This window comes from Virgibacillus phasianinus (genome assembly GCF_002216775.1).
Lineage (GTDB): Bacteria > Bacillota > Bacilli > Bacillales > Amphibacillaceae > Virgibacillus_F > Virgibacillus_F phasianinus.
The window spans coordinates 3,549,837-3,575,861 of sequence record NZ_CP022315.1; the positions used below are offsets into that span (position 1 = coordinate 3,549,837).

Here is a 26,025-nt window from a genome sequence, read left to right on the forward strand (position 1 = left end):
TAGGGGAGAAAAGAGTCATCTTTTCACGGTACCACCCATTTTTGCAGCATCCTTTCAGAATACTGCCTTGTAAGGCTAATTAAACAGCCTACTTTGATAACAGGTACATAACTTAAATGCACCTGGCCAAATCTACTAAATTAACGTTCAACTTGGCACTCAGGGATGATGTCAGAACAATATGTATTTCTAGGCTTCCAGCAACCCTAGATCTCTGTAAATACATCAAATCATGTTCCTTTATTCCCGTCATCGAGTTATTCCTTATCTTTGTTTTAAAGATTAAGATAATTGATATTGCCGACAATCATATAACGTTTTTGGCACTAGGTCAATAGCTTTTTAAAAGTTTTTTGATACTTTAAATAAGTCTAAATAATTGTATGCGTTTACAACGTTTATATATTAAGGAAATTTTAAAAATAAACTTTATATTACAATTTTATTACACAATTTATTATAAAAAGTCCTACCTAAATCTGTCATAAACTTTTTATCGAGTGCACCTGTTGATCAACTTGTAATCCGTCCTGATCGATATTTAATGTGGCTACTTCGTAATCCGGAAATTTTGAGCTCATGTATTTTGCTAGCCTTTCACCTAGTCCTTTGGCGATGAAGGAAATCATTGTTGGACCGGCACCACTAATTACTGTCCCATATGCCTCAGCTTTTTTAGCCTCCCGCTTAATGGATTGGTAATTCGGAATTAACTCCGCTCTATATGGTTCGTGAAACAAATCACATTCCATCATAGTACCAGCCAGTCGGTAGTTTCCAGTCAACAAAGACGCAAGCATCAGATTACTGGTCGCACTTGCAGCTGCCGCACTTTTTCTCGACAAACTGTCTGGAAGAACGCGCCGCGCTGTTTCAGTTTTGAGCTCAACACTTGGGATATAGGCCACCACATCTAAACCAGGAGCAGGGATCTGAACATATTCAATTTCATTATTTGATATTGCGGTTATCACAATCCCGCCAAATAAGGCAGGCGCCACATTATCTGGATGTCCCTCGTAGTCAGTGCCGTATTGCAGCTTTTGCTCATTGGTCAAGGCTAGATTACATAGTTGATTCGCCAATTCAACCCCTGCCATTACCGCGGAGGCACTGCTGCCAAGCCCCCGTGCTAACGGTATATCACTGTCAACGGTTATTTTACATTCAGGCAGAATTTTTCTATGCCGTTCAGCTGTCTGTTTTGCAATTTGATAAATAAAGTTATCTTCATAATTTGTTACCGGAGACAAAAACTCGGAGTTATTCTTAATCTCCCAGTTGCCTTGTTCTTTGACAAATAACGTCAAACGGCGATTTAGTGCTAGTCCTATTGAATCAAATCCTGGGCCCATGTTTGCAGAGCTTGCTGGGACAGTGATTCTGAACTGTTTCATGTTGTCACCATATCTGATAGATAGGCCATGACTTTTTCTCCATCATTTGGAAGCGACACAGGTTCGACACTAACCTGGTCTATTGCTGTCTGCGGATCCTTCAAACCATTCCCTGTCAAGACCGCGACAACTTTGCTGCCGGGAGCAATGGTTCCTTCCTTGCATTGCTGGATGAGCCCGGCAATTGAAGCACAGGATCCAGGCTCGGCAAATATACCTTCCTTACGTGCCAAAAGCTGGAAGCCGTTCGTAATTTCATTTTCTGATACAGCATTAATTTTTCCGTTTGATTCGTCCCTTGCCGCCACTGCCAGATCCCAACTTGCTGGATTGCCAATTCGAATCGCTGTAGCAACTGTTTCAGGGTTCGTAATAACCTTATTTTTCACAATTGCTGCCGCACCCTCTGCTTCAAAACCAAACATTTTAGGCAGGCCCGACTTCTTTCTATCATGATATTCCTTAAAGCCTTTCCAATATGCACTGATATTCCCTGCATTGCCAACCGGAATAGCAAGAATATCGGGCGCTGAGCCCAGCTGTTCGCACACTTCAAATGCAGCCGTCTTTTGTCCTTCCAATCGATAAGGATTAACGGAATTCACCAAGGTAACTGCGGTTTTCTCACTTAACTTTCGCACCATTTTTAAAGCATCATCAAAATTGCCATCAATCTCTACAATTTCAGCACCATACATTTTTGCCTGGGCTAGTTTTCCTAGGGCTACCTTCCCCTTTGGAATCACAATAATTGCCCGCATTCCTGCTTTGGCGGCATAGGCGGCCGCCGAAGCTGATGTATTCCCAGTTGACGCGCAGATAACAGAAGTACTTCCCGCCTCCGCTGCTTTTGCAACTGCCATCACCATTCCTCTGTCCTTAAAAGAACCAGTCGGGTTTGCACCTTCCACTTTGCCGTAAAGTTCCACTCCCAGTTGATCTGATAAATGGGAAAAATAGATTAATGGCGTGTTTCCCTCGTGAAGGGTTAGCGCCGGTGTCTCTTTGGTAACAGGTAAATATGTGCCATAATGTTTGATTATTCCTTGCCAATTCATTTACGAACAACTCCTTCAATCCGAAAATAACTTTTTACATCTTTTACAACATCAGCCTCCTGTAATCTAGTAATTACATTTCTTACTTTTTCCAGGGTTGCTTCATGCGTTACTACAACAATCTCATCCCCGGGGGTTTGTAAAATCCGTTCAATGCCAATAGCCAGGTGATTAAATATAGCTGATATAGACGTAAATGTATCAACCTTATCTTCTACATGAAGTCTAAAATAATAGTTCCCGCCTCGTTGATCAGGAGTTTTCAGTACCTTTTCAAAACGGGGCGGAATAAACTGTCGTCCGCTTATGTCCAACAACATATTTTTAATAACAGCGACCACATCTGACATTATCGCAGTTGCTGTTGGCAGACCGCCAGCCCCAGGTCCATAAAACATTGTTTCCCCAACAGCCTCACCGTTCACATATACAGCATTATTTTCATTTTTAACCGATGCAAGTGGATGAACATTGGATAGAAAGGTAGGTTCTACGCTCACTTCCACTTGACCGTCTTGGAAATGTGTGAAACCTACTAGTTTCATTGTCAGGCCCAGTTGTTTTCCAAGCTGCAAATCCTTTAATGCTACATTTTCAATTCCGCATACTTCCACATCTTCTAAATCTACGGAAGTTGAAAATGCAAGTCTTGCTAATATCGCCATTTTACGTGCGGCATCCAAACCACCAACATCTGCTGTTGGGTCTGCCTCGGCAAATCCTAGTTCCTGAGCCTCCTTCAATGCATCCTGATAAGAAACTCTCTCATCATCCATTTTTGTTAGAATATAGTTCGTAGTTCCATTAACAATTCCCATCACTTTTTGAATTCGATCTGACACAAGTCCATCCGCAATTCCCCGCACGATTGGTATTCCACCAGCAACACTAGCTTCATAGAACAGATCACAACCATTTTGATATGCTGCTTTTTGCAGCTCAGTTCCGTGTAGTGCCATTAAGTCTTTGTTGGCTGTTACAACATGTTTTCTTGCTTTTAATGCCTTTAAGATATGTTGACGAGTTTCATCAATACCACCCATTACCTCGATTATCACATCAATTTCCGGGTGATTGATAACATCTTCGGGGTTGGTAGTAAGATATGTAGGATTTACCGCAACTTCGCGCGCTTTTTCTAAATCGCAAACCAAAATACTTTTTATAGACACTCCACAACCTAGTTTGTGAACAAGCTCCTCCTGGTGTTTTTCAATAAGCTGAAAAACACCGGTTCCAACTGTTCCTAAGCCTAAAAGACCGACAGATATATTTTTTTTCATGTTCTCAACCCCATTCTTTTTAGTAGTTCAAGTGTTATCTGACACCTGATTCCAGCGTTTGACTCAAATTGAATGTATCATGCAGCACATTAACCGCAGTCATTAAATCTTTTTCATGAACTAATACCCTATTGCCTGTATGATTTACAGCTGATTGCAAGACCTCGATCCCTTTATCAAGGAGAACCCGCACAAGTTCATCTGAACTCATCGCACCCGTCATGCCTCCACCAACCACCGATATCCTCGCACAATTTTCAACCACCTTTGGCTGGAAGTCCATATTTGTAATACAATCGACTGCCGCTTCCGTATGGACATTTGGAATAGTCAACAGTAACTCAGTTGCAGATATGGCAGAAAAATCAACATTTATTCCAGCCTCTGCCATTATCTTATTAACATCTGAATGTTGATGAGTTTCCTCTTTATTTACAATTTTAATTTGGGTTAGTTTGGGCACATGGGCAATTCCCGTTATCAGCTGACTTGGTATTTCCTTTATCCCCGCATTCGTTATCAACGTCCCACTCTCAACCGAGTAAGTCGAACGTACATGTAATGGGATATTCCCACGCATAGCAATTTCTACTGCTCTTGGATGAATCACTTTTGCTCCCTGATTTGCTAAATTACAAATTTCCGCATAGGACACAATTTTTAATTGTCTTGCCGTCTTAACTATTCTGGGGTCTGCAGTCATGATGCCATTTACATCTGTGAAAATTTCAACTTTTTCAGCATTAAGTGCCACTCCAAGAGCTGCTGCTGTTGTGTCACTGCCACCCCTGCCAATCGTTGTAATTTCACCAGTAGAAGTTTGCCCCTGAAAGCCAGCAACTACTACCACATCATGGTTATCCAATTCGGTTCGGATTCGCCGCGTATTAATATTTTTAATCTCAGCTTGTGTAAAATCAGCTGTGGTCGTAATACCAGCTTGTGCACCAGTAAGTGCAATAGATTTAACCTGATTATTTTGCAGTTCATTCGATAACACTACACCAGCAATGATCTCACCGCATGACATCAGCATATCTTTTTCCCGATTATTAGAATGTTTAATTAGACCGAGTAATGTATCCGTAGCGTACGGATCAGGTTTACGTCCCAGTGCTGAGACAACTACAACTATTTTTTGTTTGCTTTCTAGTGCATGTTTGACATGAGAAATCACATTAGAAATACTGGCTTGTGTTTGTAACGATGTTCCCCCAAATTTCTGAACTAAAATTGTCATCTTCACACCTCAATTCAAAACCATTTATTTTTACTAAACATCAATCCATAGAAAAATGCTCTAGCTGTCTTTAACAACTTTCTGGTTCCATAAATTACGAAGGTCATCAGATTAGCCTGCCTGTTATTCGTTTATACTCGTTCAAGTGTAAAAAAAGACCCCTTACTCCTCATAAATCTGCATGAATTCAGAATTTATAGGGGAGAAAAGAAGTCTATTTTCACGGTACCACCCATGTTCATAGCATCCTCGCGAATACTACCTTTGGAGGCTGACAATCAGCCCGATTTGATAACAGGTACAAACTTGCACCTGACCAGGTTTAATTGGAAAATCCGTTCAACCTGGCACTCAGGGGTGATATCAGAACACATGTATTTCTAGGCTTCCACCAACCCTAGATCGCTGTATATACATCCAATGTTCCTCGGTTCCCTTCATCGCGTTAAATCATATGTTATTTTTTGATTTACATGACTATTGGAATAAATTATATTGCCGACAATCATATAACGTTTTGGGCTATTGGTCAACAGGTATTTTGAGTTTTTCGATACTTTTAACAACTCTAAATTTATTGTATGCGGTTACAATGTATATACAATAAGGTAAGCAGTAAAAATAACTATATATTACAATTTTATTACAAAGCAATATTCGCATAGTTTGTCGCCAATATCATCGTAGTTGATGTAAACTGCGACGTATGTGCTGGGTTGTTTCCCGCTGCGGACCGTTGTTTTCCGCGGCACGGATTCAGCTGCTCCGCTGCCGCACGAGGACACTGAAAAAGGTAAATATAGAACAGAATATGTGGATCTATCAGCGCATCTTGAATATACTGCGCTTTCCGCGGGCTCATCATCCGCCCACGCAAAGCGCAGTGTTTTTTAAGCAGCGGTGGACTTACACTCCTATAGTTACGTCACAATTTATAGAAAATTAGAAGTAAGATTTACAAAAACAGCCAAAAAAATATCCGAACTAATACAAAATCCTAATTGAAGAATTTTGAATCATAGTTCGGATTAATACTTTTGTCCCAGCCTCATAATGTTTTCTAGTTTTTATTTAAGTAGTCTGTTATCGCGCCTTTTGATGAACAGGAAACATTATGTGCATATTTCCCTAGTACACCTTTCTTGTATAACGGCGGCGCCTGCCATCCCTTGCGACGATTTGCTAACTCCTGTTCTGACACTTCAAAAGAGATTTCCTTTTGGTCGGAATCGATTGTAACCAGATCGCCCTCTTCTACCAAGGCAATTGGACCGCCATCTTGCGCTTCTGGCGAAATATGTCCTACGACTAAACCGTGTGTTCCACCGGAAAATCTGCCATCGGTTAACAATGCAACTTTTTCGTCCATTCCTTTTCCAACAATGATGCTTGAAATTGACAACATTTCGGGCATTCCCGGTCCGCCTTTTGGACCAACGTAACGAATGATGATTACATCTCCATCATTAATTTTGTTGTCCATTACAGCAGCAGTAGCCTCTTTCTCCGTATTAAATACCCGCGCAGGACCGGTATGCCGTTTTACCTTAACGCCAGAAACCTTAGCTACAGCGCCAGTTGGGGACAGATTCCCTTTTAGCACAATTAGTGGACCATCCGTCCGTTTAGGATCATCAAACGGCATGATTACTTTTTGACCTTCCTCCAGTGATGGTGCTTCAGCCAGGTTTTCTGCCACCGTTTTACCTGTTACTGTTAAACAATCTCCATGAAGGTAACCTGCTTCATAAAGCAGTTTCATAACAGCTTGTACTCCGCCAACATGATGTAAATCCCGCATTACATATTTACCGCTTGGTTTTAAATCAGCAAGATGCGGGGTCTTCTCTTGAATTCTATTAAAATCTTCTATTGTCAAATCTACTTCGATCGCGTGGGCGATTGCCAGCAAATGCAAGATAGCATTTGTTGATCCACCTAGTGCCATGACAACGGTAATCGCATTTTCAAATGCTTCTTTTGTCATAATATCTTTAGGGTAAATTCCTTCTTCCAGCAACCGGTAAACAGCTTTACCAGCAGCAGCGCTATCTTTTTCTTTATTACCTGCCTCCGCTGGGTTAGATGAGCTGCCAGGTAAGCTCATGCCCATTGCTTCAACAGCGGATGCCATGGTATTTGCTGTGTACATACCACCGCATGATCCGGCACCAGGACAGGCACTGCACTCAATTGATCTTAATTCTCCATCATTTATGTCACCATTGTTATGCTGGCCAACGCCCTCAAATACAGACACAATATCAATATCCTTACCATTGTGTGAGCCAGGAGAAATCGTACCACCATATACAAAAACGGAAGGAATTTCGGAATTTGCGATTGCAATCATACAACCAGGTATATTTTTATCACAGCCGCCGATTGCAACAAATCCATCCAAATTTTCGGCACTTACAACAGTTTCAATTGAATCAGCAATCACATCACGACTAGGTAGAGAATAGCGCATCCCTTGGGTGCCCATAGAAATTCCATCAGATACCGTAATCGTATTAAAAATTAACGGGACGCCACCAGCTTCCTTGGCGCCTTCCTTTGCATGAGTAGCTAAGTCATGAATATGTATATTACATGGCGTAACCTCACTCCATGTACTGGCAATACCAATCATCGGCTTCTGAAAGTCATCATCAGAAACACCGACTGCACGAAGCATTGCACGGTTCGGTGCCTTCATTGCACCTTCACTAAAAACTTTACTCTTTATACGTAAATCTTTTTTCATTTGGCTTACCACCTTTCTTTCGACTTATTATATGACTTATTTTCTCATTGTTCAATGAATTTATTTTATTAAAAAAGTAAAATCAGTCCTCATAATTGGTTAAGCGTTTACACCTTTTTCAACTATTTCAAAATATATTGACAATAAATGCAGGTTTGCTATGCTAATTAAAAATTACTAGAAAAGAATCAAGTTAACACAGCTTTTCGCCCTATTAACAAACTGAATGGAGGGTGAAAGGTTTTTTATTTAGCAGGATTTTATGCAAATAAAGGAGCGGTAAATCATGATAGCAGATCAAAAGTTACTACGCATACCCGGCCCAAGCCCCATCCCTCCAAGTATACAACAGGCAATGAGCAAGCCAATGATCGGGCATCGGGGTCAGGAAACAAAGGAATTATTACAACGGATTAAACCGAAACTGAAGCCAGTATTCGGAACCGAACAGGATGTCCTGATTATTGCAGGAAGCGGTACATCGGGACTTGAAGCTGCAGTAGTTAACACCGTGAAACCAGGTGATGACGTTTTCGTTATCGTGACAGGTGCCTTTGGTGACCGTTTCGTAAAAATTTGTGAGGCATACGAGATCAAGGTTCACCGTCTTGATGTTGACTGGGGGAAAGCTGCTTCTCCAGAAGTAATAAAGGATTATCTTAACGAACATCCGGAAATCAAAGTTGTTTTTACTACCTACTGTGAGACTTCAACAGGCGTTCTCAATCCAGTTCAGAAAATAGCCAAGACTGTTCATCAGCATTCTGAGGCTTTGGTAGTTGTTGATGGTGTTTCCTGTATTGGGGCTGTCGAAGCGAAAATGGATGAATGGGGAATTGATGTATTGGTAACAGGCTCACAAAAAGCAATGATGCTTCCCCCTGGTTTAACATTTATCGCAGCCAGTGACCGGGCATGGAAAGTAATTGAGGAGAATGAGCAAGCTCGTTTCTATTTAGATTTACGCAAGTACCGGGATAATCTAGTAAAGGATTCCACTCCATTCACTCCAGGCGTGTCACTGTTGTTTGGATTGGAACAAGTCTTTCACCTTATGGAGGAAGAAGGACTTCAACAAGTATCCAAACGGCATAAGTTGATGATGAACATGACGAGGGCTGCATTTCGAAAACTGAATATTCCTTTGCTAACCAGCGATGAGGCCGCTTCTCCTACTGTTACAGCTATCAGCCCCGCCGATTTTCAAGCGGAACAATTAAGAAAAGTTGTTAATACAGAATTCGGCCTATCTATAGCCGGTGGCCAGCAGCATCTGAAAGGCCAAATTTTCCGAATTGGGCATATGGGATACTGTTCACCAGCAGATGTGCTGCAAATTATCAGCACAATTGAAATTGGATTAAAGAAAATCAATAAATGTATTGAACTCGGTCAAGGAACCCAGGCAGCACAAGAAATTTATCTACTACAGGAGGATGAATAATGGCGTTTAATGTATTAATAAGCGATCCACTTAGTGAAGATGGCATTCAACCGTTACGGGCAGCTGACAACATTAATATTAAAATTGACACGGGTTTATCAAATGAGGAATTGGCAGACCGAATTGGCGATTTCGATGCACTTCTTGTAAGAAGTCAGACTCAAGTAACGCGTGACATAATAAGTAAGGGCAAAAAGCTAAAGATAATTGGTCGTGCTGGTGTCGGAGTCGATAATATTGATCTTAACGCAGCTACGGAACATGGAATCATTGTTGTCAACGCACCTAACGGTAATACGAATTCAGCAGCGGAGCACACGATGGCGATGATTATGTCCTTATCCAGAAACATACCACAGGCCTATCATGCCTTAAAAAATCATAAATGGGACCGAAAAAGGTTTGTCGGTGTTGAATTAAAAAACAAAACTTTGGGTGTAATTGGTCTTGGAAGGATCGGTACTGAAGTTACGGTCAGAGCGAAGGGACAACGAATGAATGTCATTGCTTATGATCCGTTTTTAACCGAAGAAAAGGCAGAAAAAATGGGGATTGGCTACGGTACAATTGAAGAGGTTTTATCCAAAGCTGATTTTATTACCATACATACCCCCTTGTTAAAAGAAACCAGACATCTGATTAATGCCAGGGCATTTCAACTGATGAAAACGGGGGTTCAGATTGTCAATTGTGCCAGAGGTGGAATTATTGATGAAGAAGCCCTATATGAAGCCATTACTGCTAAAAAAGTAGTCGGTGCAGCGCTAGATGTATTTGAGAAGGAACCATTCCACGACAACAAATTATTGGAATTGCCGGAAGTGATCGCCACTCCTCACTTAGGCGCAAGCACATTCGAGGCTCAGGAGAGTGTGGCAGTCGACGTCAGTCACGATGTTGTCGGCTTTTTAACGGGGGAATCAGTGCAAAACCCTGTTAACCTCCCTTCCGTGCCAAAAGAAATAATGACCAAAATCGAACCATATTTTAATATGGCGGAAAAGCTTGGATTATTTTTGATTGATTTAACACAAGAGGTTGTAGAAGAAATAAACATCTATTATGCAGGTGAATTATCTGAAATAGAAGTGGCACCATTAACGCGAAATACAGTAAAAGGATTATTGAAACGGCATCTGGGTGACCATGTTAATGATGTGAATGCCCTTTATCTTGCTGAACGAAAAGGAATAACGATTAATGAAAGCAAGACTTCTAAAACAAAAGGGTTTACCAATTTACTCACGGTTGAAGTAAAAACAAAATCTGGTAAGAGGCAAGTTTCTGGAACTTTATTAAACGGCTTGGGTCCAAGAATAGTTAAGGTGGATAATTATAGTGTTGATGTTACACCTGAAGGGCATCTCGTATTCATTCATCATAAGGACCAACCCGGCGTGATTGGAAGAATGGGCAGCCTGCTGGCACAGCATCAAATTAATATTGCAACCATGCAGGTGGACCGTTCCGATATCGGCGGTGATGCTATTATGATGCTGCGGGTCGATAAACACCTGCAAGAAAACGAATTGGAAGAACTAAAGGCATTAGCAGAAATGTATGATGTAACAGCAATAGATTTATAAATTAAAAGCGGCTGCCGGTCAGCCGCTTTTAACTTTTCATTTATTCCCCATTAAAAATTGGCAGAAGATCAGCAAGGGCTGCGAGCTCATAAGTTGGTTGTACATCCGTTTGTTCTTTTTGCTGCCTGTTAACCCATGCTGACGATATTCCTGTCCTTGAAGCCCCAAGAATATCCGTCAGCAGATTATCACCCACCATCATCGCCTCCTCCTTCTGAACGGACAGCAGCTCAAGTGCATGTTCAAAGATTTCAGGATCCGGTTTGCCCTTGCCAAATGCACCCGAAATAACGATATGATCAAAATATGATGTGAGCGCTGGGGTAATATCCAGCTTCGTTCGCTGTAATTCAGGTGAACCATTCGTAAGCAGCAGCAGCTGATAATTGTCCCTCAGTTGATCTAGTACAGTAAATGTATCTTCATAAACACAGGGATTTTTTTTACGTTCTTCGGGAAATTTCTCCGCCAGCTCATATCCAAAATCAGGATCGTTAATCCCCAAAAGTTGTAAGCCTTTCGTCCAGGCATCCCTTCGATAGGCAGGCACTATATTTTTCAACCTTTGAAAGTCCTCACCTTCATCCATAAAATCCCCCCACAGCCCTTCAAACGGATTAATTCCTATCATCCGGGTAAATGGATAAGTCTCGTAGGACGCGTATAAAGATTGTGCAGTTTCCCTTACCTTTCGTTCCAAACTTTCAGGATTAACGCCATGCTTTTTTTCTGCTAGCAGACAAGTAGCCTGAAAAGCTTTTTTTATACTTTTATCATCCCATAACAAGGTATTATCTAAATCAAATAAGATTGCCCTAACCATCTATTAATCTCCTTTTTAAAAATGGCTATTTTCGTACATTGTTGCTATATCTCCGGCAGTTTATGGATTTTGTGTCGGAACCAACAATCTTTTAGAAAACAGACGTTTAAATTAAAATAAAAATAAAAGATAACAAGAATTCTAAGCTGAAACTATTGATAAATCAAGGTATTGTAAAAATAAATTTTCAAATTATTCTAATTAAGCGCTTACATTCAATTTCAAGAAAAATTAAAGTCTTGCGTAAACATAAAATATGGATTATTATTGATATCAACTTTTTACATCAAGGGGGAAGGGACATGGAGGAACGCACGATTCAAGTGAACCATTGTTCAACACGAAAGGAAAAACCAAAATCAGATCAATTGCAATTTGGCAGAATTTTCACTGACCATATGTTTGTTATGGACTTCACTGATCCATTAGGATGGCACGATGCACGCATTGTACCGTATCAGCCACTTACTATTGATCCCTCTGCCATGATTTTCCACTATGGCCAATCAGTGTTTGAAGGGTTAAAAGCATATCTATCACCAGATGGAGATGCGCAATTATTTCGACCTGAGAAAAACCTGCAGCGCTTAAATCAATCAAATGAACGGTTATGTATTCCGCAGATTAATGAAGAATTTGCATTAGGTGCGATTAAAAAATTAGTCGAGCTTGAAAAGGACTGGATTCCAGGTTCGGAAGGAACATCTCTTTATATACGCCCATTTATTATTTCAACAGAACCATATCTTGGGGTTGCCCCATCACGCCGTTATAAATTTATTGTTATCTTATCACCTGTTGGTGCGTATTACAAAGAGGGTATCAATCCCGTGAAAATTGCTGTCGAGAACAAATATGTCCGCGCAGTTTCTGGCGGAACCGGTGAAGCGAAGACCGGCGGTAATTATGCATCCAGCTTAAAGGCACAAGAGATGGTCGCAGGTAGCGGATATGCACAAGTCTTATGGCTCGATGGTGTTGAGAGAAAGTATATTGAGGAAGTTGGCAGCATGAATGTATTCTTCAAAATCAACGGAGAGGTCATTACCCCAGTTTTGAACGGTAGTATTCTGGAAGGTGTAACAAGAAATTCTGTACTTCAATTGCTAAAACACTGGGAAATTCCTGTGACAGAACGAAAAATTTCAATGGAAGAATTAAGACAGGCAAACAAGGACGGCTTATTGGAAGAAGCATTTGGTACAGGGACAGCTGCTGTAATCTCTCCTATTGGTCAACTAACCTGGAATGGCCAGCACATCTACATTAACGATGGTAAGACAGGCGAGATTGCGAAACGGTTATACGATACCATGACTGGCATCCAATACGGTATGCTGGAAGATCCCTTTAACTGGATCGAAAAGGTAAAGGAAAAGAGTAACAGCGTTTTCTAATGCTTACAATTGCCCAGTAAGACATTGTCCTACCGGGCAATTTATTAAGCATCTCCCCCACCATTCTTCGTTTTATGTAATTGCTCCACATGTTTTAAATACGCAAGAACGTCTTTTTCGTCAGGCATTTGAAAGTTAAAATACCTTCCAACGGATTCACTAGTCTCCTGAAATAATTCACACATGACGAATAACGATTTCCATATAGTTGGATAGTTACCGTCTGGATAAGTTTTAACTAATTCCCCCCATTTTCCTCATCAAGATACTGATTCAACAGTTTTCCAGACTTTCCGACACTTACAGCAAAGTCCGTATTTGTACCTACATACCATTCAAGCATTCGCAGCAGCATATTTCTTACAGGTACCTCCATTGCAAACTTTGCGTATGATTGCTCTTCCCTCCATAATGCTTTCGCAACATAGGTACTTACCCACCAAAATTTCACTTAAACTATCATTGTCTATAGCCTCGTCTACCAGATTCGTCGGGACCAGTGTCAAATCAATTCGATTACCGTCTTTTTCCGAAATAGTCAACCCACGAATGGTTAGCGATAAATGACTCAATTTCAGATACAAACTTTTTTCATCTTACAGGGTTTTTCTTTATATGCGATAAGAGTTAAATACACTTTATTGGGGACTATAATAAGCGGAGGTGTACAGTATGGGAAAAAACTATCGTGAATACAGAACTGGTCAAGGTGTGCCTGAAACAGGAAAGTATATATGTCAGTCTGGAAAAACAGCAAAATTAAATGAAAATGAAGATTTCCCCGCATGTCCTGTCAGTGACGAAGAAACAACTTGGACACATGAAGAACAGTAGTTGTCAAAATGAATAACAAGGGTGGCCGTTCCCTTGTTTTTTGTGTAATTTTTGCTTTGAAAGAATCTATTGTTACCCTCCTTTGTCAAGAAGCATACTGTAATAGTGACAAATGAAAAAGAGGTGACAAAAAATGGGTTCGTATAAAGATAATCTGTCGAAATGGCTTCACAAGTCCTCATTTCAGGAATTCATACAGCATATGGATTCCTTTTTCGATGACACCTATAATCAATTTTTTAAGAAGAAGCCATTCGAGGTTAACATGTATGAAACGGAAACCAATGTTTTGGTTAAAGCAATTTTACCTGGTTACAGCCGTAACCAAATCAAGTTAGCAATCATCGGCAATCAGCTACGAATTACCGCAGAAGGCTCAAAAGCTGTGGATAATGACCTATACCATACGAAGGAAGATAAAATGGAACGAACAGTATCCTTGCCGTTCACCATCTCCAAAGAAAATACAAAAGCCATCTACCGTGATGGAGTACTCAAGATCACCACCCCAATTAGGAAACCAAACACAAGCTTCATAGATATTGATGAAAAAACTGATTAAGCAAAAAGCCGGTTGTCACAACGCAGTGATACCGGCTTTATCTATTTAACTCATACCTTTTTCCTATTTTTTAATGAATTTTGTGATATATGGACTTACTTGTTTATATATACTGTTCATTTGTTGAGCTGTCTCTGAAATTTTGTTTAAGTCGAATTTTCCATCGGCTCCACGAAAAGCGGACAATAAATTTGTCTTAGACGGTCTGCCATGTGAATACGGACGATTTCGTGCTGGCGAAAATGGCGGCATTGGTCGTCTCTGTCTAATTCTATCAGGAAACATAAGCATAACACCTCCATTATTTGAAGTCTCGTATATTATATTCAAAATAGGAAGCGCTGCGAAGGTAACTGTCCTATAAAAAATAAAACATATCCATAATGGAGCCCAAAATGAAGAACAACCATATCAATACATCAGTACCGGCATATAATAATTGTAAACGAACGTGGGGGTGTTTAACTAATGAGTGAAGCTTATGGTGGAAATGGCGGAGGATTTGCCTTAATTGTTGTGCTGTTTATTCTATTAATAATTGTAGGTGCATCCTACGTTGGATACGGATATTAATAATAATTTTCAGGAGGATTTTTTATGTCATACGGATGTTTTAATGGAGCAGGAGGTTACGGTGGTTACGGCTACGGTGGCGTGGGAAATAACAATGAATTTGTGTTAATTGTCGTACTGTTTATCCTTCTTATCATTATCGGAGCTGCATGGTGTTAATCTCCAATCAAGTAAAAACAAGGCGTCGCTTTATACAAGTGACGTCTTATTCTTATGAGGTAACTACATCCACTTTACAATGAGAGGGGTTAGGGTGAATGCCCAAATTACCGTGATCATAGCTCCTACAACATTGGATAAACTTGATCCTGCCCCTTCTACATCACCATATTCAAATGCCTTAACAGTACCAAGTGCATGAGCTCCCATACCATACATCATACCAATCGCCAGCGGATGATCAATCGAAAAGAACTTGGCAATTTTAGGTCCTAAGTAGACCCCGGAAAAACTAGTCAACATAACAAATACCGCGGTTAATGTAGGAATTCCACCAATCGATTCAGATAAACTGACAGCAATAGGGGTCGTAATGGAACGAGGGATAATACTTATTACTGAATTGCTCCCAAGCCCAATCCAAAAGGTAGTCAGAACACCAGCTAATATAGCAATGAATGAGCCAACAGATAAACTGTATAATATGATCCGCCAGTTGGCGGCTAGGATGGACCAGTTACGGTAAAGAGGGATTGCAAAGGCAACTGTTACCACGTTTAACATTTCATTAAATGGGATTGTTATACTAGCATAATCTTTATAAGATAGATTAATAATCAACAGGAACAAAATCATTGCCAATGGTGTCAGAATAATCGGCGAAAATAACAAGCCTGGTTTTCGCTTATTTATTTTTTTTGCATAGCTATAAATAACCATTGTCAGAATTAAACTAACTATTTTGAGTAGCATCATGCTGTTTTACCACTCTTGGTTTCAATAAACTACTGGAAACTACGCCAGTGGATATCATCACAAGTGCAGTACCACTAAATACAACCAGCAATACCAATAGTCCTTTCATCCCTATCAACCATGGATAATTCATAACGCCGACTACTGCAGGCACAAAGAATAGCATCATCTCAGAAAAGAGTAGTGCCGCACCTGTTTCCACCCAATTCAGTTTAATCCATCCGAGTTGAAGGCTGAGGAACAATAGAACTAAACCGACTATACTTCCCGGTATATGTAATGGAAACAAGTTGACAATTAACTTCCCAAGGCATGTAAAAACCATGATTAAAGATATTTGCGGTATGGCCAGTATCCATTTTTTCATTAAGATCACCTCCGAATGATATTCTTCATTCTACAGTGTCTCAATTCATTCGTGAAATATATATTTTGTATAAAAACTATGCAAAAAAGTTATAGTTCAAGGATGGTTATTCTTCTTAACATATGAAACGAATTCATGGGTAGCGTAGGACAAATATTTGTCTTTTCGATAAATAAGGGCTAATTCCCAATCGATATGCGGATTAGAAAGAGTAATTTCCCGTACTTCCAGATTCGAAAACCGGCTCACCATAGACCTTGGAATTAGTGAAATCCCTAGTTGTGACGCAACCATCTCACCAATTAAATCCCACAAGGAGCTCTTGTAGGCAACTTTTGGTTCAAATCCTGACTGCAGACATGCTCTTCTTACCATATCATGAAGCAAATAATCTTCCGTGAATAGGATAAATGATTCATTTTTCAAATCAGATAAACGGACTGATCCCATGTCCGCCAGCCAATGGTCACTATCAACAATTAACACCAGTTCCTCGGATAACAAAGAAACCGTTTCAAAGACCTCCGAGTTAACCGGGAGCGCAGTGACCCCTATATCTACATCCCCTTGTTCTACTTGTAACTCCAAATATTTAGCACTGTACTCAACTAGTTGAATGTCAATTCGCGGATATTTTTTTTTAAACCCTGCAAGAATAGTAGGAAAAAGCAATACTCCGATAGTTGGCATTAATGCCATTTTCACAGTTCCCTTTTGCAGGTTAACCAGCTCATCGACAGAGGCATATACGTCCTCAACTGACCGCAAAACCCTTAAAGCTTTTTCATATACCAGTTGCCCAGCATCAGTAAGTTTTAATTTTCTTTCCGAACGATCCAACAAAGTGACCTTTAACTCTTCCTCAAGACCTTTAATCATTTTTGAAATGGATGGTTGCGAGACAAGAAGAGTTTGCGATGCCTTTGTAAAATTCTTTTGTTTGACCACTTCAACAAAATAGGTTAGTTGCCTTATATCCATTATACAAGCTCCCTTAAAACTGTTTATTACTTGATAAGTGTACCCGGTAATCTGCTATTGGACAACCTTTGTCCCCGCTATCCAGTCATAAACATTTTTCCTGGGTTTATTCGTTAATGGAACTAACAGGTACAGTACAATTGCAAAATTAACTGCCACAAGAATGGTGATAACCGTTGGCTCAGAAAGTCCACTTGGCAGCATGAACCGCCATATACAGAAATGAGCAATTTCCCATGGGAGAAACTTGATGGCAGTTCGAATCGTTGAACGGACTGGACCGATACGCTGATTGTTATTGTTCACAACAAGAATTCCCATTTTCTTCTTCCCCCATGTCCCCTTCCATCCAGAACATTCAAATAAAATAAAGTAGAGCGAAACCGGCAGCGTTATCATGATGAAACCTGATAATTCAGCTATGACTGGAGAATTTGAAAATAAAGGGGTAACAAATGGCCGGAACATAAAAAAAATAGTTCCTACCACAAAAATACCGTAGATAACAATAATAAGATAATCCAACATAAAAGCGTAAATACGGCTTTTTAATGGTGCTTCAAGTCTATTAGGTGACCCAGGCTGTCTATCAATTTGCATTCCCTTTCTCCTCCCTATCAATTTTCCGTTCATAAAATATTTTTATATTTTTACGTTTAACAGCGGCTAAAGTTTCAAAGATCCATTTCACTGTCAGGATATGACGTTCGACCTCTATTTATCGGAAACCATTGCAAACATTTTTGTCAAAAGATCTATTCAAATGTTCAGAAGATAATTGACATTGCTTGCAACTTCCTTTACCATAAGTTCTAATTTTAATTTAATAGGAATTGAGGCGTTACCTTATGAAAAAGGAAATCAATGTTTGGTGGGCAATAATCCCCCTCTTTGTAATGATTATTGCCATGCTGTTAGCTGTCATTGTATTTGAACAAGCTCCACATGTACCATTGGTTATTGGTACCGCGGCAGCTGCTTTAGTTGCATCGGGGTATGGATATAAATGGAAAGAGATTGAAGAAATGATGTACAAAGGAATTAAGCTAGCCCTTCCGGCAATTGTAATCATCATGCTTGTCGGATTAACCATTGGTTCCTGGATTGGCGGCGGAGTCGTTGCGACAATGATTTATTATGGATTAAACATTATTTCCCCCTCCTCTTTTCTCATAACCATTGCAGTTATTTGTGCCATAGTTTCACTAGCTATTGGCAGTTCCTGGGCCACGATGGGAACAATTGGAGTTGCTGGTATGGGTATTGGAATAAGTATGGGAATTCCAGCGCCTATGATTGCTGGCGCTGTCATTTCTGGTGCCTATTTCGGAGATAAGATGTCCCCATTATCCGATACAACCAACTTAGCATCGGGACTTACACGTACGGATTTATTTGTACATATTAAGCATATGTTTTACACAACGATACCAGGTTTATTAATCGCACTTGGTGTTTATGCCTATTTAGGAAAAGATTTTGGCAAAAACGGATCAGAATCGGCTGATATCGCCCAAACAATTACAGACTTGCAAATCAATTTTGTTATTTCGCCGTTATTACTGCTAATTCCACTGCTCGTTATTGCGCTGGTCGCAATGAAAGTTCCGGCGGTTCCCGCTTTAGCGATTGGAATTGCTCTTGGCTTTTTATCGCAGGTAATTGTTCAGGGTGACTCAATCACGAGTGCCCTTGAGGCCTTGCAAAGCGGGTACACAATCAACACGTCAAATGAATTCCTGGCCGAGTTACTTAACCGGGGTGGTCTCGATTCCATGATGTTCACTGTGTCGATGGCAATTATCGCGATGACCTTCGGAGGAATTTTAGAGTTTTCTGGTATGTTACAATCGCTAATGGACCAATTGTTAAAAGTAGTTAAATCAACAGGTTCATTGATTGCCTCCACTCTTGGGGCATGTTTCCTGACAAATGCCACATGTTCAGAACAATATATTTCCATTGTAGTACCATCACGAATGTTTGCCAGGGTTTACACCGAAAAAGGATTACATTCAAAAAACTTGTCCCGGGCGCTGGAAGATGGGGGTACACTGACTTCTGTGTTTGTTCCTTGGAATACATGCGGGGTATTTATTCTTGGAACCTTAGGGGTTCATGCATTTGCATATGCCCCATACGCGATATTAAATTTCATCGTACCAGTTATTTCGTTATTTTATGCATTTACAGGTTTTACGATAATCAAATTATCCAAGGAAGAAAAGGAAAAAATACTTGTTTCTCAAGATGAAACTGAAGCAACCGGTTAACCATCTAAACTCATTATAGGAAGGATTAAAATTATGAAAATTACTGAAGTTGAAATATTTGCCATTCAATTGCCGCTAATCGATCCATTTGTAATCAGCTATGCAACGTATGACACGATGCCATCCATTATTGTAAAAATAACAACAGATTCTGGGCATGTGGGCTATGGAGAAGGTGTGGCTGATGAGCATGTTACTGGTGAAAGCTGGGAAAGTACCTTCCATGTGCTTAAATCAACACTTGCCCCTGAAGTTATTGGAGAAGACCCAATGAACATGGAACGTATTCACGATATTATGAACAAAGCCATTTACGCTGTACCGACGGCTAAAGCTGCTATTGATATTGCCTGTTATGATGCAGTTGGTAAATCATTAGGCATCCCGGCATACGGATTATTAGGCGGACTCTATCACGAAAAATTTCCGATTACGCATGTATTAAGTATTGATACGCCAGAGAAACAAGCCGAAGAAGCCGCTGATCGCATTTCACAAGGCTACCATTCTTTTAAAATGAAAGTCGGCACTGATATGTCCGAAGATGTCAAACGGATTCAGGCAGTTCATGAAAAAGTTGGTGATGGAATTGCCATACGTGTAGACGTTAATCAAGGCTGGAGATCCAGTTCAACTGCCATTCAAGCATTGGATAAATTAAGTGGTATTGGCATAGACTGGCTTGAACAACCAGTTTTGGCAAACGATATCGCCAGTATGGCAGAGGTGAAAGCCAAATCTACTATTCCATTAATGATTGATGAAGGTCTCCGGGGGTTTGCAGAAATGCGTGACATAATCACCAAACGTGCCGCTGATAAGGTAAATATCAAATTGATGAAATGTGGTGGAATTTATCCAGCTATAAAGCTCGCCCATATGGCGGAAATGGCTGGTATTGATTGTCAAATTGGATCAATGGTGGAATCATCCATTGGCTCGGCTGCTGGCTTCCATGTTGCATTTTCAAAAAAGGTGATTACAAGTGTTGAACTAACTGGACCATTAAAGTTTTCAAAAGATGTTGGCAATCTTAAATACGATGTGCCATTTATTCAACTAAATGAAAAGCCAGGTCTTGGTATAGACATCGATAAACAAATACTAAATGAACTGACCGTTCATACGGAGAAGATCGTATAATGAGTGCCACCATCGCAATTGATAAATTGCATAATGGACAAACCTTTTATGTTCGCTATCTATCTATTAATGATCTTCCGCTTATTATGCAGTTACAGGAAAAGGTAAAACACGCTCTTTCCTCCCCCGCCACATTAGAACCACTTAGTGAGGAAGAGTTCAAAATAATTTTATCCGGGCATCAATTAATGATTGGTGTATTTTTAGAAGAAAGAATGATTGCATTCCGGGCAATGCTGGAGCCGGAAATTGATAACGAACATTTAGGCATTGATGCTGGATTACCACCAGAAGAACTTCCAAAGGTACTATACTCTGAAATATCGAATGTAGATCCCGAATATCGCGGGAATGGCTTGCAGACCTATATGGGAAAGCTATTGATGGAGAGACTCGACAAAAAGCGATTTCAATATGTTTGCGCAACTGTTGCTCCTTTTAACATTCCCAGTTTAAAAGATAAACTATTACTCGGAATGAAAATAGTTGCTTTAAAAGAAAAATACAGCGGAAAACTGCGATATGTATTGATGAATAGCTTATCTGAAACAGATAAGGATTCATGTAAAGACAAAATAACAATAAGCATGAATGACAGCAATGCGCAGCAAAAATGCTTGAAGTCAGGATTCCAGGGATCATCCATCAAACAAAAAAATAATGATTGGTATGTAGTGTTTTCCAAATAAAGTAAACTTCTGACCATCAAACCGCAATAAATCATGATTTTTAATGGGGCTGAAAAGAGAGAAATCCGAACTATGATTCAATATTCTTTGATTAGAAATTGAATCAGTTCGGATATTTTTCTTGGCTGTTTTTGTAAACCTTACAGCGAATTGTCCATAAACCGCGAACTAACTTTATATGAGTGTTATTCCACCGCTGCGGAAAAACACTGCGCTAATATGGGACTAGACAACGATAGCTTACCCACTATTACGATGGTTGTTTGGAGCGAAGACCGTTGACTCCTGCGGGAACGTGATTTTTCGCAAAAAATGCGCTGGGTTGTTTTGTCAAACATTTTAGTTATGTCTCAGCCCCTTTCCATGTTCAGAACAATTTTTATGAGGTCCAATGTCCTATATACTTCCACTTTCCATACTTGTTTCCTGTTTTTTCAAAACAATAAATAGTGCGAATTATGCTTACAAAAGTTGATATTCCTCATATATAATGGAAATTACACTATTTGAGGAGGGATTTGTTGATGAATAAGAAATGGATTGTACCCATGGCTTTATCTGCAGCGCTGGTTACTACCCCACTGGTATCGAGCGGACAAGCATTCGCAGAAAAAGATGTGTCATTCATCCACCAAGAGCTACAAAAACAAAAGCCCCACATGAAACAGTTAAATGTTCCCGTCTATGTAAAAGGGAAAGAGCTGGAGAAGATTACCACGAAAGATGCCAAACGATTTCTCAGCAAAAATAAGCAACTACTCAACATAGAACAGGGAAACGGCCAATTTAAAGTCAAAAAGACAAAAAAAGACAAGATTGGTATGAAACACGTTCATATGCAGCAATCAGTGAACGGTATTCCGGTAGAAGGCAGCGAAATGATTGTCCACTATGGAACAGATGGAAATGTCCAAAGTGTCAACGGATATTACAATAAAGAACTAGAGGAAACTGATCTATCGACAAAACCATCCATTTCAAAAGATCAGGCACTGAAAACGGCAAAAGAAAAAGTTTCCGCGCCTGATGTGTTGCCATATAAACCGACAACAGAATTAGTCATTTATCCTTTTCAAGGTGAAAATCATGTTGCCTATAAAACAAATGTAAATTTTCTTGGCCAAGATCCAGGTAATTGGTACGTATACGTTGATGCCCACAGTGGAGTAGTGATTGACAAAGTTAATACTCTCATGGATGTTGGTCAACTTAAGGCTTCAACAGGTTCAGGTACTGGAGTTTTAGGACAACATCGCAATTTGCATATTTCCCATAAAAACATTCCCGGTGATAACAAAGGGACAATGTTCTTCCTGAATGACATTTCCCATGAAAATCTGGAAGGCATACTCACCTATGATCTTAATAACCAATGGAACGCACCGTTTCCTGGAGATTTATTTTCAGATACAGACGCTGCTTTTAACGAGGAATATGACCGGGCTGCTGTAGATGCTCATTATAATTCAGAGAAGGTTTATCACTATTATCTTGAAGAACACGGTCGGAACTCCATTGATGGCGAGGGAATGGCGATTAAATCATCCGTACACTATGGCCAGGAATATAACAATGCCTTTTGGAACGGACAACAAATGACCTATGGTGATGGCGATGGTGAATACTTTATTTCTCTGTCTGCTGGTCTGGATGTGGCTGCCCATGAGATGACTCACGGTGTTACCACCCATACTGCCGGATTAAAATACCAGTTTCAATCTGGTGCACTAAACGAGTCCTTTTCCGATATATTTGGCGCCTTAATCGATGAAGAAGATTGGGAACTAGGCGAAGATATTATGGCTGATGAGGCAGTTGCCTCGGGTAGAACTTCCCTTCGCAGTTTAGCCAATCCAAGTAAATATATGGTTGGTGCTATTTACACGGAATATGGTGATGGAAGCGGCACATATCCTTCCCATATGGATCAATATTACGATTTGCCACGAAGCTTAGATAATGGTGGCGTTCATATTAACTCGTCCATATCCAACCATGCTGCCTATCTGATTGGAACAGAAATAGGCAAGGACAAGCTTGGTCAGATCTATTACCGTGCATTGATTCATTACCTGACTCCAAATTCCGATTTTAAAGATGCACGACACGCTGTTGTCCAATCAGCGGAGGATTTATACGGTGAAGGCAGCGCGGAAGCACAAGCCGCAGCAAGCGGTTTTGACCAAGTAGGAATTATGGAATAAAGAGAAAATACCAGGCGCGTACACAGGTGAAGATTTCATAAACTCATAAACCAGGCTGGCGAATTCCCCCTCGCCAGCCTGGTTTTTTGTACCACATTTTTTGTATCTTTCCCGAACAATAACAGCAGGTATAGAATAAACTGTAATCATAATATTTCTTATCAAAAAAAAAAGGAAGTGGTCTGATGCACCCTGGAACACATAAATTTATCGCATACAGTGCAACTGTCCCTTCTGACAGGGGTTATTTTAATCAGATTCGGACAGTAAGAAAACGAGGGGGAAATAATCAGGTTCATACGATTTCGAATTGTTATGCAACACCCGTCACCTGGTCCCCTGACAGCAGAAAAATTGCCTATCTTTCCGGTTGCACAGAACAGGAATATGCACACGAATTATGGATGATTAACCTCACCCATCCTGTATCTGTTCAGTTGATAAAGGATTCAGTAATCACCGCCCTGAAATGGTCGTCGTAAGTTCCTATTGCTGTTTTCATCCCCACGAATTTAGGGTATAATAAAAATAGATAACGTGCATAAACTAAAGAAACCGCTGGTGTTCTCCACCAACGGTTCTGTACAACTGCCCTTCAAGGGGGCGGCTCACACATAGGTTTTTAAGAAATAACTACCCACCATGCTTGCCAGGCTCATGGGTGGTTATTTTTTATGGCTCGACAGTATTGCAACAATTAACGTCCCGAAGGAAATCATTAAAACAAGCGTTTCAAAAACCGTCATATAGGCATCACCCCCTTCCCTATTTTTAAGTCAGGGGAGTGAAACCGCCACCCACGAAAGCCTTATTGTACTTATCTAATTGTATCAAAAACCGGTTTCTTTTTACATACGTGCCAAATGTACTATTTTCCAATTACACCCCAGTGAAGCGCGTTATAGGCATTCTCAAATCGGGATTTGCTAACCCAATATTTTCCTCTTCCTGCCGGGTCAGTAACATGGTGTACATCTGCTCCTTCATTAAAATCTAGTCATATTTTACTAAAATTTGTCTAATTTGGTCAAATGAATGTAGTATTCTAACAGATTTGTATTATTTGAATTACGCGAACTTTGTCGAAATATCGGGTGTTTATACCTATTTTATCCTGCGAAATTTGTGGTATTATGTAATTAAAGATTCAGAAAAGTTTTTATAGTTAGGAGCTTAAAAATGACTACTGATTCCGTATCCAATTCAATACTTACTTTTGCAAACAATAGCAAAATATCATTGGAACATGTTATCTCAATGTTATCCACACAATACGATGAACAGACTGTACAAGATCTGGTTCGTGAGCTGTGCCTAACAAGTAGTAATAGCGGGATAATGAAAAAAGGCCTGGAATACTTATACATGAACGGCCATTATGAAGATTTGCAACTTTTGATCGAAAAAAACAGCGCATCTAGGAATCTGTCAAACAACCAATGGGCAACCGTGTATCAACTTATGATGGATCGAAAGTTAAATCGCTTGACACCACTGAAAATTCTCCACCACGTAACATCTCTCCGCAGTAACGAGTTTGAGTTAATATGTTTAATAGAGTTTGTAAAGATTAACGCTCATTATGACATGCATGAATTTGGAACAATAGGAAACTTCTTAGATAAACAACAATATTTATTTGATTCAGTTCATGATCCATTTCTATTATCTTATTTTAATATTCGGTTGTATGAGGTAATGTTCACCTATTATTGGGTAAGGAATGAACTCATTATGTCCAGAAAATATGCCTTTCGGGTCCTGAACTTAACGCAAAATCCAAGAACAAAGGCAGCTATGAACATAAATTTAGCATTAACATACACATTTGATACTTATCAACAAGGCATGCATCATCTAAAGGCAGCCCGTAAAATATCAAAGGATTACGGATTAATGGATAATATCAGTATTATTCAAAACAGAAATATCCCATTTCTTGCTGCACATCACGGGAGGGTGAAAGGAATTACATCCAATGACCCTAGTGAACAGGCACATATTGAAATCGTAAAGGGAAACATGAAAAAAGCAGAGGGTTTATTAAGAAAGCTATCACTTGAATCTCCCTTTGTAATGTATTACTTGGGACTAGCCACTTATGATAAGGATTTGCTTTTTCAGTCGTATAACTGTTTCATTGAAAAACGGAGTGATTACTTTTTTGCCAGACTGCCAATGTTAGCGTTACAAAAAACAGGTGCTTATTTAAATTGATAGATAAGAAAACCTTGAGAGGGGGTGTTAAGGATGAAAAAAATCGGAATGCTATTCTCAGTTATTGCTTTAACAATATTCTTTGTTAGTGCACCAGTAAGCGCTTCAACAGGGCCATCTTTTTACATTGACCCTGGTTACGGGGATGTTGATTGATAAGTTTATCATGGGGGATGCCCTATTGATTAAACAAAGCCATCTCGGGATAATACATGTGATAAATAATAGTCATCCTCCCTCAATTAGCGGAATGTACATATGGAATTCCTATCCAAGGAATCCATTCATTA

26 protein-coding genes and 1 pseudogene are annotated in these 26,025 nt (G+C 39.9%); 14 read left to right on the forward strand and 13 right to left on the reverse strand.

The features are described from left to right. Positions 1-482: 482 nt before the first annotated feature. The 5 genes from thrB to ilvD form a co-directional block, all read right to left on the reverse strand. Positions 483-1,397, reverse strand: coding sequence for a homoserine kinase (gene thrB, locus CFK37_RS17135; protein ID WP_089063016.1), 915 nt, complete (start codon positions 1,395-1,397; stop codon positions 483-485). Continuing rightward, positions 1,394-2,455 carry a threonine synthase gene (thrC, locus tag CFK37_RS17140; RefSeq protein ID WP_089063017.1) on the reverse strand — a complete coding sequence of 354 codons (1,062 nt, stop codon included), beginning with the start codon at positions 2,453-2,455 and terminating at the stop codon, positions 1,394-1,396. The genes thrB and thrC overlap by 4 nt, the downstream gene beginning before the upstream one ends. After that, the gene (locus CFK37_RS17145) at positions 2,452-3,738 is read right to left on the reverse strand and encodes a homoserine dehydrogenase (RefSeq protein ID WP_089063018.1); all 1,287 of its coding nucleotides are present in this window, start codon (positions 3,736-3,738) and stop codon (positions 2,452-2,454) included. Before CFK37_RS17145 ends, thrC begins: the two co-directional genes overlap by 4 nt. 34 nt (positions 3,739-3,772) lie before the next feature. After that, on the reverse strand, positions 3,773-4,978 hold the full coding sequence (dapG, locus tag CFK37_RS17150) for an aspartate kinase (RefSeq protein ID WP_089063019.1): 1,206 nt from the start codon (positions 4,976-4,978) through the stop codon (positions 3,773-3,775). A gap of 1,060 nt (positions 4,979-6,038) precedes the next feature. After that, entirely contained in the window at positions 6,039-7,727 is a 1,689-nt protein-coding gene (gene ilvD, locus CFK37_RS17160) for a dihydroxy-acid dehydratase (RefSeq protein ID WP_089063021.1), read from the reverse strand. Between the two features lie 286 nt (positions 7,728-8,013). On the opposite strand from ilvD, the gene CFK37_RS17165 reads away from it, so the two are divergent. Together CFK37_RS17165 and serA are read left to right on the forward strand one after the other, a co-directional pair. Further along, positions 8,014-9,171: a pyridoxal-phosphate-dependent aminotransferase family protein gene (locus tag CFK37_RS17165; protein ID WP_089063022.1), complete on the forward strand. Its 1,158-nt coding sequence runs from the start codon at positions 8,014-8,016 to the stop codon at positions 9,169-9,171. Continuing rightward, positions 9,171-10,757, forward strand: coding sequence for a phosphoglycerate dehydrogenase (gene serA / locus CFK37_RS17170; RefSeq protein WP_089063023.1), 1,587 nt, complete (start codon positions 9,171-9,173; stop codon positions 10,755-10,757). The genes CFK37_RS17165 and serA overlap by 1 nt, the downstream gene beginning before the upstream one ends. A gap of 40 nt (positions 10,758-10,797) precedes the next feature. Here the strand turns inward: serA and CFK37_RS17175 are convergent, their stop codons facing one another. Continuing rightward, positions 10,798-11,580, reverse strand: a complete 783-nt coding sequence (locus CFK37_RS17175) for an HAD family hydrolase (protein ID WP_089063024.1) — start codon at positions 11,578-11,580, stop codon at positions 10,798-10,800. 302 nt (positions 11,581-11,882) lie between these two features. Between CFK37_RS17175 and CFK37_RS17180 the strand changes: the two genes are divergently transcribed. Beyond that, positions 11,883-12,977: a branched-chain amino acid aminotransferase gene (locus tag CFK37_RS17180; protein ID WP_089063025.1), complete on the forward strand. Its 1,095-nt coding sequence runs from the start codon at positions 11,883-11,885 to the stop codon at positions 12,975-12,977. Positions 12,978-13,021: 44 nt separating this feature from the next. On the opposite strand, the pseudogene CFK37_RS20645 reads toward CFK37_RS17180, so the two are convergent. Beyond that, a pseudogene (locus tag CFK37_RS20645) lies at positions 13,022-13,561 on the reverse strand (aminoglycoside 6-adenylyltransferase). An 88-nt stretch (positions 13,562-13,649) separates the two neighbouring features. Between CFK37_RS20645 and CFK37_RS20215 the strand changes: the two are divergent. Further along, complete coding sequence (locus tag CFK37_RS20215) at positions 13,650-13,811, forward strand: hypothetical protein (protein WP_172840523.1); 162 nt, start codon at positions 13,650-13,652, stop codon at positions 13,809-13,811. A 133-nt stretch (positions 13,812-13,944) separates the two neighbouring features. Beyond that, positions 13,945-14,373: an Hsp20/alpha crystallin family protein gene (locus CFK37_RS17195; RefSeq protein WP_089063028.1), complete on the forward strand. Its 429-nt coding sequence runs from the start codon at positions 13,945-13,947 to the stop codon at positions 14,371-14,373. Between the two features lie 63 nt (positions 14,374-14,436). Here the strand turns inward: CFK37_RS17195 and CFK37_RS20710 are convergent, their stop codons facing one another. Next, positions 14,437-14,664: a YppG family protein gene (locus CFK37_RS20710; protein WP_089063029.1), complete on the reverse strand. Its 228-nt coding sequence runs from the start codon at positions 14,662-14,664 to the stop codon at positions 14,437-14,439. Between the two features lie 177 nt (positions 14,665-14,841). On the opposite strand from CFK37_RS20710, the gene CFK37_RS17205 reads away from it, so the two are divergent. Next, positions 14,842-14,946 (forward strand): YjcZ family sporulation protein, encoded by a 105-nt coding sequence (locus CFK37_RS17205; protein WP_089063030.1) that lies wholly within the window; start codon positions 14,842-14,844, stop codon positions 14,944-14,946. Positions 14,947-14,970: 24 nt separating this feature from the next. Then, positions 14,971-15,105, forward strand: a complete 135-nt coding sequence (locus CFK37_RS17210) for a YjcZ family sporulation protein (RefSeq protein WP_089063031.1) — start codon at positions 14,971-14,973, stop codon at positions 15,103-15,105. A gap of 63 nt (positions 15,106-15,168) precedes the next feature. Here CFK37_RS17210 and CFK37_RS17215 read toward each other — a convergent pair whose 3' ends face one another. The 4 genes from CFK37_RS17215 to CFK37_RS17230 form a co-directional block, all read right to left on the reverse strand. After that, positions 15,169-15,861 carry an LrgB family protein gene (locus tag CFK37_RS17215; RefSeq protein ID WP_089063032.1) on the reverse strand — a complete coding sequence of 231 codons (693 nt, stop codon included), beginning with the start codon at positions 15,859-15,861 and terminating at the stop codon, positions 15,169-15,171. Beyond that, a complete protein-coding gene (locus CFK37_RS17220) occupies positions 15,839-16,228 on the reverse strand; it encodes a CidA/LrgA family protein (protein WP_089063033.1) in 390 nt (129 codons plus the stop codon). The genes CFK37_RS17215 and CFK37_RS17220 overlap by 23 nt, the downstream gene beginning before the upstream one ends. 96 nt (positions 16,229-16,324) lie before the next feature. Continuing rightward, the gene (locus tag CFK37_RS17225) at positions 16,325-17,209 is read right to left on the reverse strand and encodes a LysR family transcriptional regulator (protein ID WP_089063034.1); all 885 of its coding nucleotides are present in this window, start codon (positions 17,207-17,209) and stop codon (positions 16,325-16,327) included. 54 nt (positions 17,210-17,263) lie between these two features. Beyond that, positions 17,264-17,809, reverse strand: coding sequence for an RDD family protein (locus tag CFK37_RS17230; protein ID WP_089063035.1), 546 nt, complete (start codon positions 17,807-17,809; stop codon positions 17,264-17,266). A gap of 248 nt (positions 17,810-18,057) precedes the next feature. On the opposite strand from CFK37_RS17230, the gene nhaC reads away from it, so the two are divergent. The 5 genes from nhaC to CFK37_RS17255 all read left to right on the forward strand — a co-directional run bounded on the left by nhaC (position 18,058) and on the right by CFK37_RS17255 (position 24,000). Continuing rightward, a complete protein-coding gene (nhaC, locus tag CFK37_RS17235; RefSeq protein WP_089063036.1) occupies positions 18,058-19,482 on the forward strand; it encodes a Na+/H+ antiporter NhaC in 1,425 nt (474 codons plus the stop codon). 33 nt (positions 19,483-19,515) lie between these two features. After that, entirely contained in the window at positions 19,516-20,625 is a 1,110-nt protein-coding gene (locus tag CFK37_RS17240; RefSeq protein ID WP_089063037.1) for a mandelate racemase/muconate lactonizing enzyme family protein, read from the forward strand. Then, positions 20,625-21,314: a GNAT family N-acetyltransferase gene (locus tag CFK37_RS17245; protein WP_089063038.1), complete on the forward strand. Its 690-nt coding sequence runs from the start codon at positions 20,625-20,627 to the stop codon at positions 21,312-21,314. The genes CFK37_RS17240 and CFK37_RS17245 overlap by 1 nt, the downstream gene beginning before the upstream one ends. 524 nt (positions 21,315-21,838) lie before the next feature. Next, a complete protein-coding gene (locus tag CFK37_RS17250; RefSeq protein ID WP_089063039.1) occupies positions 21,839-23,518 on the forward strand; it encodes a M4 family metallopeptidase in 1,680 nt (559 codons plus the stop codon). Positions 23,519-23,703: 185 nt separating this feature from the next. After that, entirely contained in the window at positions 23,704-24,000 is a 297-nt protein-coding gene (locus CFK37_RS17255; protein WP_089063040.1) for a TolB-like translocation protein, read from the forward strand. 183 nt (positions 24,001-24,183) lie between these two features. Here the strand turns inward: CFK37_RS17255 and CFK37_RS20715 are convergent, their stop codons facing one another. Beyond that, positions 24,184-24,264: a putative holin-like toxin gene (locus CFK37_RS20715; RefSeq protein WP_425445391.1), complete on the reverse strand. Its 81-nt coding sequence runs from the start codon at positions 24,262-24,264 to the stop codon at positions 24,184-24,186. Between the two features lie 433 nt (positions 24,265-24,697). On the opposite strand from CFK37_RS20715, the gene CFK37_RS17260 reads away from it, so the two are divergent. Next, positions 24,698-25,735: an AimR family lysis-lysogeny pheromone receptor gene (locus CFK37_RS17260; protein WP_089063041.1), complete on the forward strand. Its 1,038-nt coding sequence runs from the start codon at positions 24,698-24,700 to the stop codon at positions 25,733-25,735. 33 nt (positions 25,736-25,768) lie between these two features. Then, a complete protein-coding gene (locus CFK37_RS20570) occupies positions 25,769-25,891 on the forward strand; it encodes a hypothetical protein (protein WP_281251597.1) in 123 nt (40 codons plus the stop codon). Positions 25,892-26,025 lie beyond the last annotated feature (134 nt).

Coding starts and splice junctions, on each gene's coding strand:
- CFK37_RS17260 (WP_089063041.1), top strand. CDS start 24,698: ATGACTACTGATTCCGTATCCAATTCAATACTTACTTTTGCAAACAAT.
- CFK37_RS20215 (WP_172840523.1), top strand. CDS start 13,650: ATGGGAAAAAACTATCGTGAATACAGAACTGGTCAAGGTGTGCCTGAA.
- CFK37_RS17210 (WP_089063031.1), top strand. CDS start 14,971: ATGTCATACGGATGTTTTAATGGAGCAGGAGGTTACGGTGGTTACGGC.
- CFK37_RS17225 (WP_089063034.1), bottom strand. CDS start 17,209: ATGGATATAAGGCAACTAACCTATTTTGTTGAAGTGGTCAAACAAAAG.
- CFK37_RS17250 (WP_089063039.1), top strand. CDS start 21,839: ATGAATAAGAAATGGATTGTACCCATGGCTTTATCTGCAGCGCTGGTT.
- CFK37_RS17240 (WP_089063037.1), top strand. CDS start 19,516: ATGAAAATTACTGAAGTTGAAATATTTGCCATTCAATTGCCGCTAATC.
- ilvD (WP_089063021.1), bottom strand. CDS start 7,727: ATGAAAAAAGATTTACGTATAAAGAGTAAAGTTTTTAGTGAAGGTGCA.
- CFK37_RS17175 (WP_089063024.1), bottom strand. CDS start 11,580: ATGGTTAGGGCAATCTTATTTGATTTAGATAATACCTTGTTATGGGAT.
- CFK37_RS17165 (WP_089063022.1), top strand. CDS start 8,014: ATGATAGCAGATCAAAAGTTACTACGCATACCCGGCCCAAGCCCCATC.
- CFK37_RS17145 (WP_089063018.1), bottom strand. CDS start 3,738: ATGAAAAAAAATATATCTGTCGGTCTTTTAGGCTTAGGAACAGTTGGA.
- CFK37_RS17195 (WP_089063028.1), top strand. CDS start 13,945: ATGGGTTCGTATAAAGATAATCTGTCGAAATGGCTTCACAAGTCCTCA.
- serA (WP_089063023.1), top strand. CDS start 9,171: ATGGCGTTTAATGTATTAATAAGCGATCCACTTAGTGAAGATGGCATT.
- CFK37_RS17215 (WP_089063032.1), bottom strand. CDS start 15,861: ATGATGCTACTCAAAATAGTTAGTTTAATTCTGACAATGGTTATTTAT.
- nhaC (WP_089063036.1), top strand. CDS start 18,058: ATGAAAAAGGAAATCAATGTTTGGTGGGCAATAATCCCCCTCTTTGTA.
- CFK37_RS20570 (WP_281251597.1), top strand. CDS start 25,769: ATGAAAAAAATCGGAATGCTATTCTCAGTTATTGCTTTAACAATATTC.
- CFK37_RS17255 (WP_089063040.1), top strand. CDS start 23,704: ATGCACCCTGGAACACATAAATTTATCGCATACAGTGCAACTGTCCCT.
- CFK37_RS20715 (WP_425445391.1), bottom strand. CDS start 24,264: ATGACGGTTTTTGAAACGCTTGTTTTAATGATTTCCTTCGGGACGTTA.
- thrB (WP_089063016.1), bottom strand. CDS start 1,397: ATGAAACAGTTCAGAATCACTGTCCCAGCAAGCTCTGCAAACATGGGC.
- thrC (WP_089063017.1), bottom strand. CDS start 2,455: ATGAATTGGCAAGGAATAATCAAACATTATGGCACATATTTACCTGTT.
- CFK37_RS17220 (WP_089063033.1), bottom strand. CDS start 16,228: ATGAAAAAATGGATACTGGCCATACCGCAAATATCTTTAATCATGGTT.
- CFK37_RS17205 (WP_089063030.1), top strand. CDS start 14,842: ATGAGTGAAGCTTATGGTGGAAATGGCGGAGGATTTGCCTTAATTGTT.
- CFK37_RS17230 (WP_089063035.1), bottom strand. CDS start 17,809: ATGCAAATTGATAGACAGCCTGGGTCACCTAATAGACTTGAAGCACCA.
- CFK37_RS17180 (WP_089063025.1), top strand. CDS start 11,883: ATGGAGGAACGCACGATTCAAGTGAACCATTGTTCAACACGAAAGGAA.
- CFK37_RS20710 (WP_089063029.1), bottom strand. CDS start 14,664: ATGCTTATGTTTCCTGATAGAATTAGACAGAGACGACCAATGCCGCCA.
- CFK37_RS17245 (WP_089063038.1), top strand. CDS start 20,625: ATGAGTGCCACCATCGCAATTGATAAATTGCATAATGGACAAACCTTT.
- dapG (WP_089063019.1), bottom strand. CDS start 4,978: ATGACAATTTTAGTTCAGAAATTTGGGGGAACATCGTTACAAACACAA.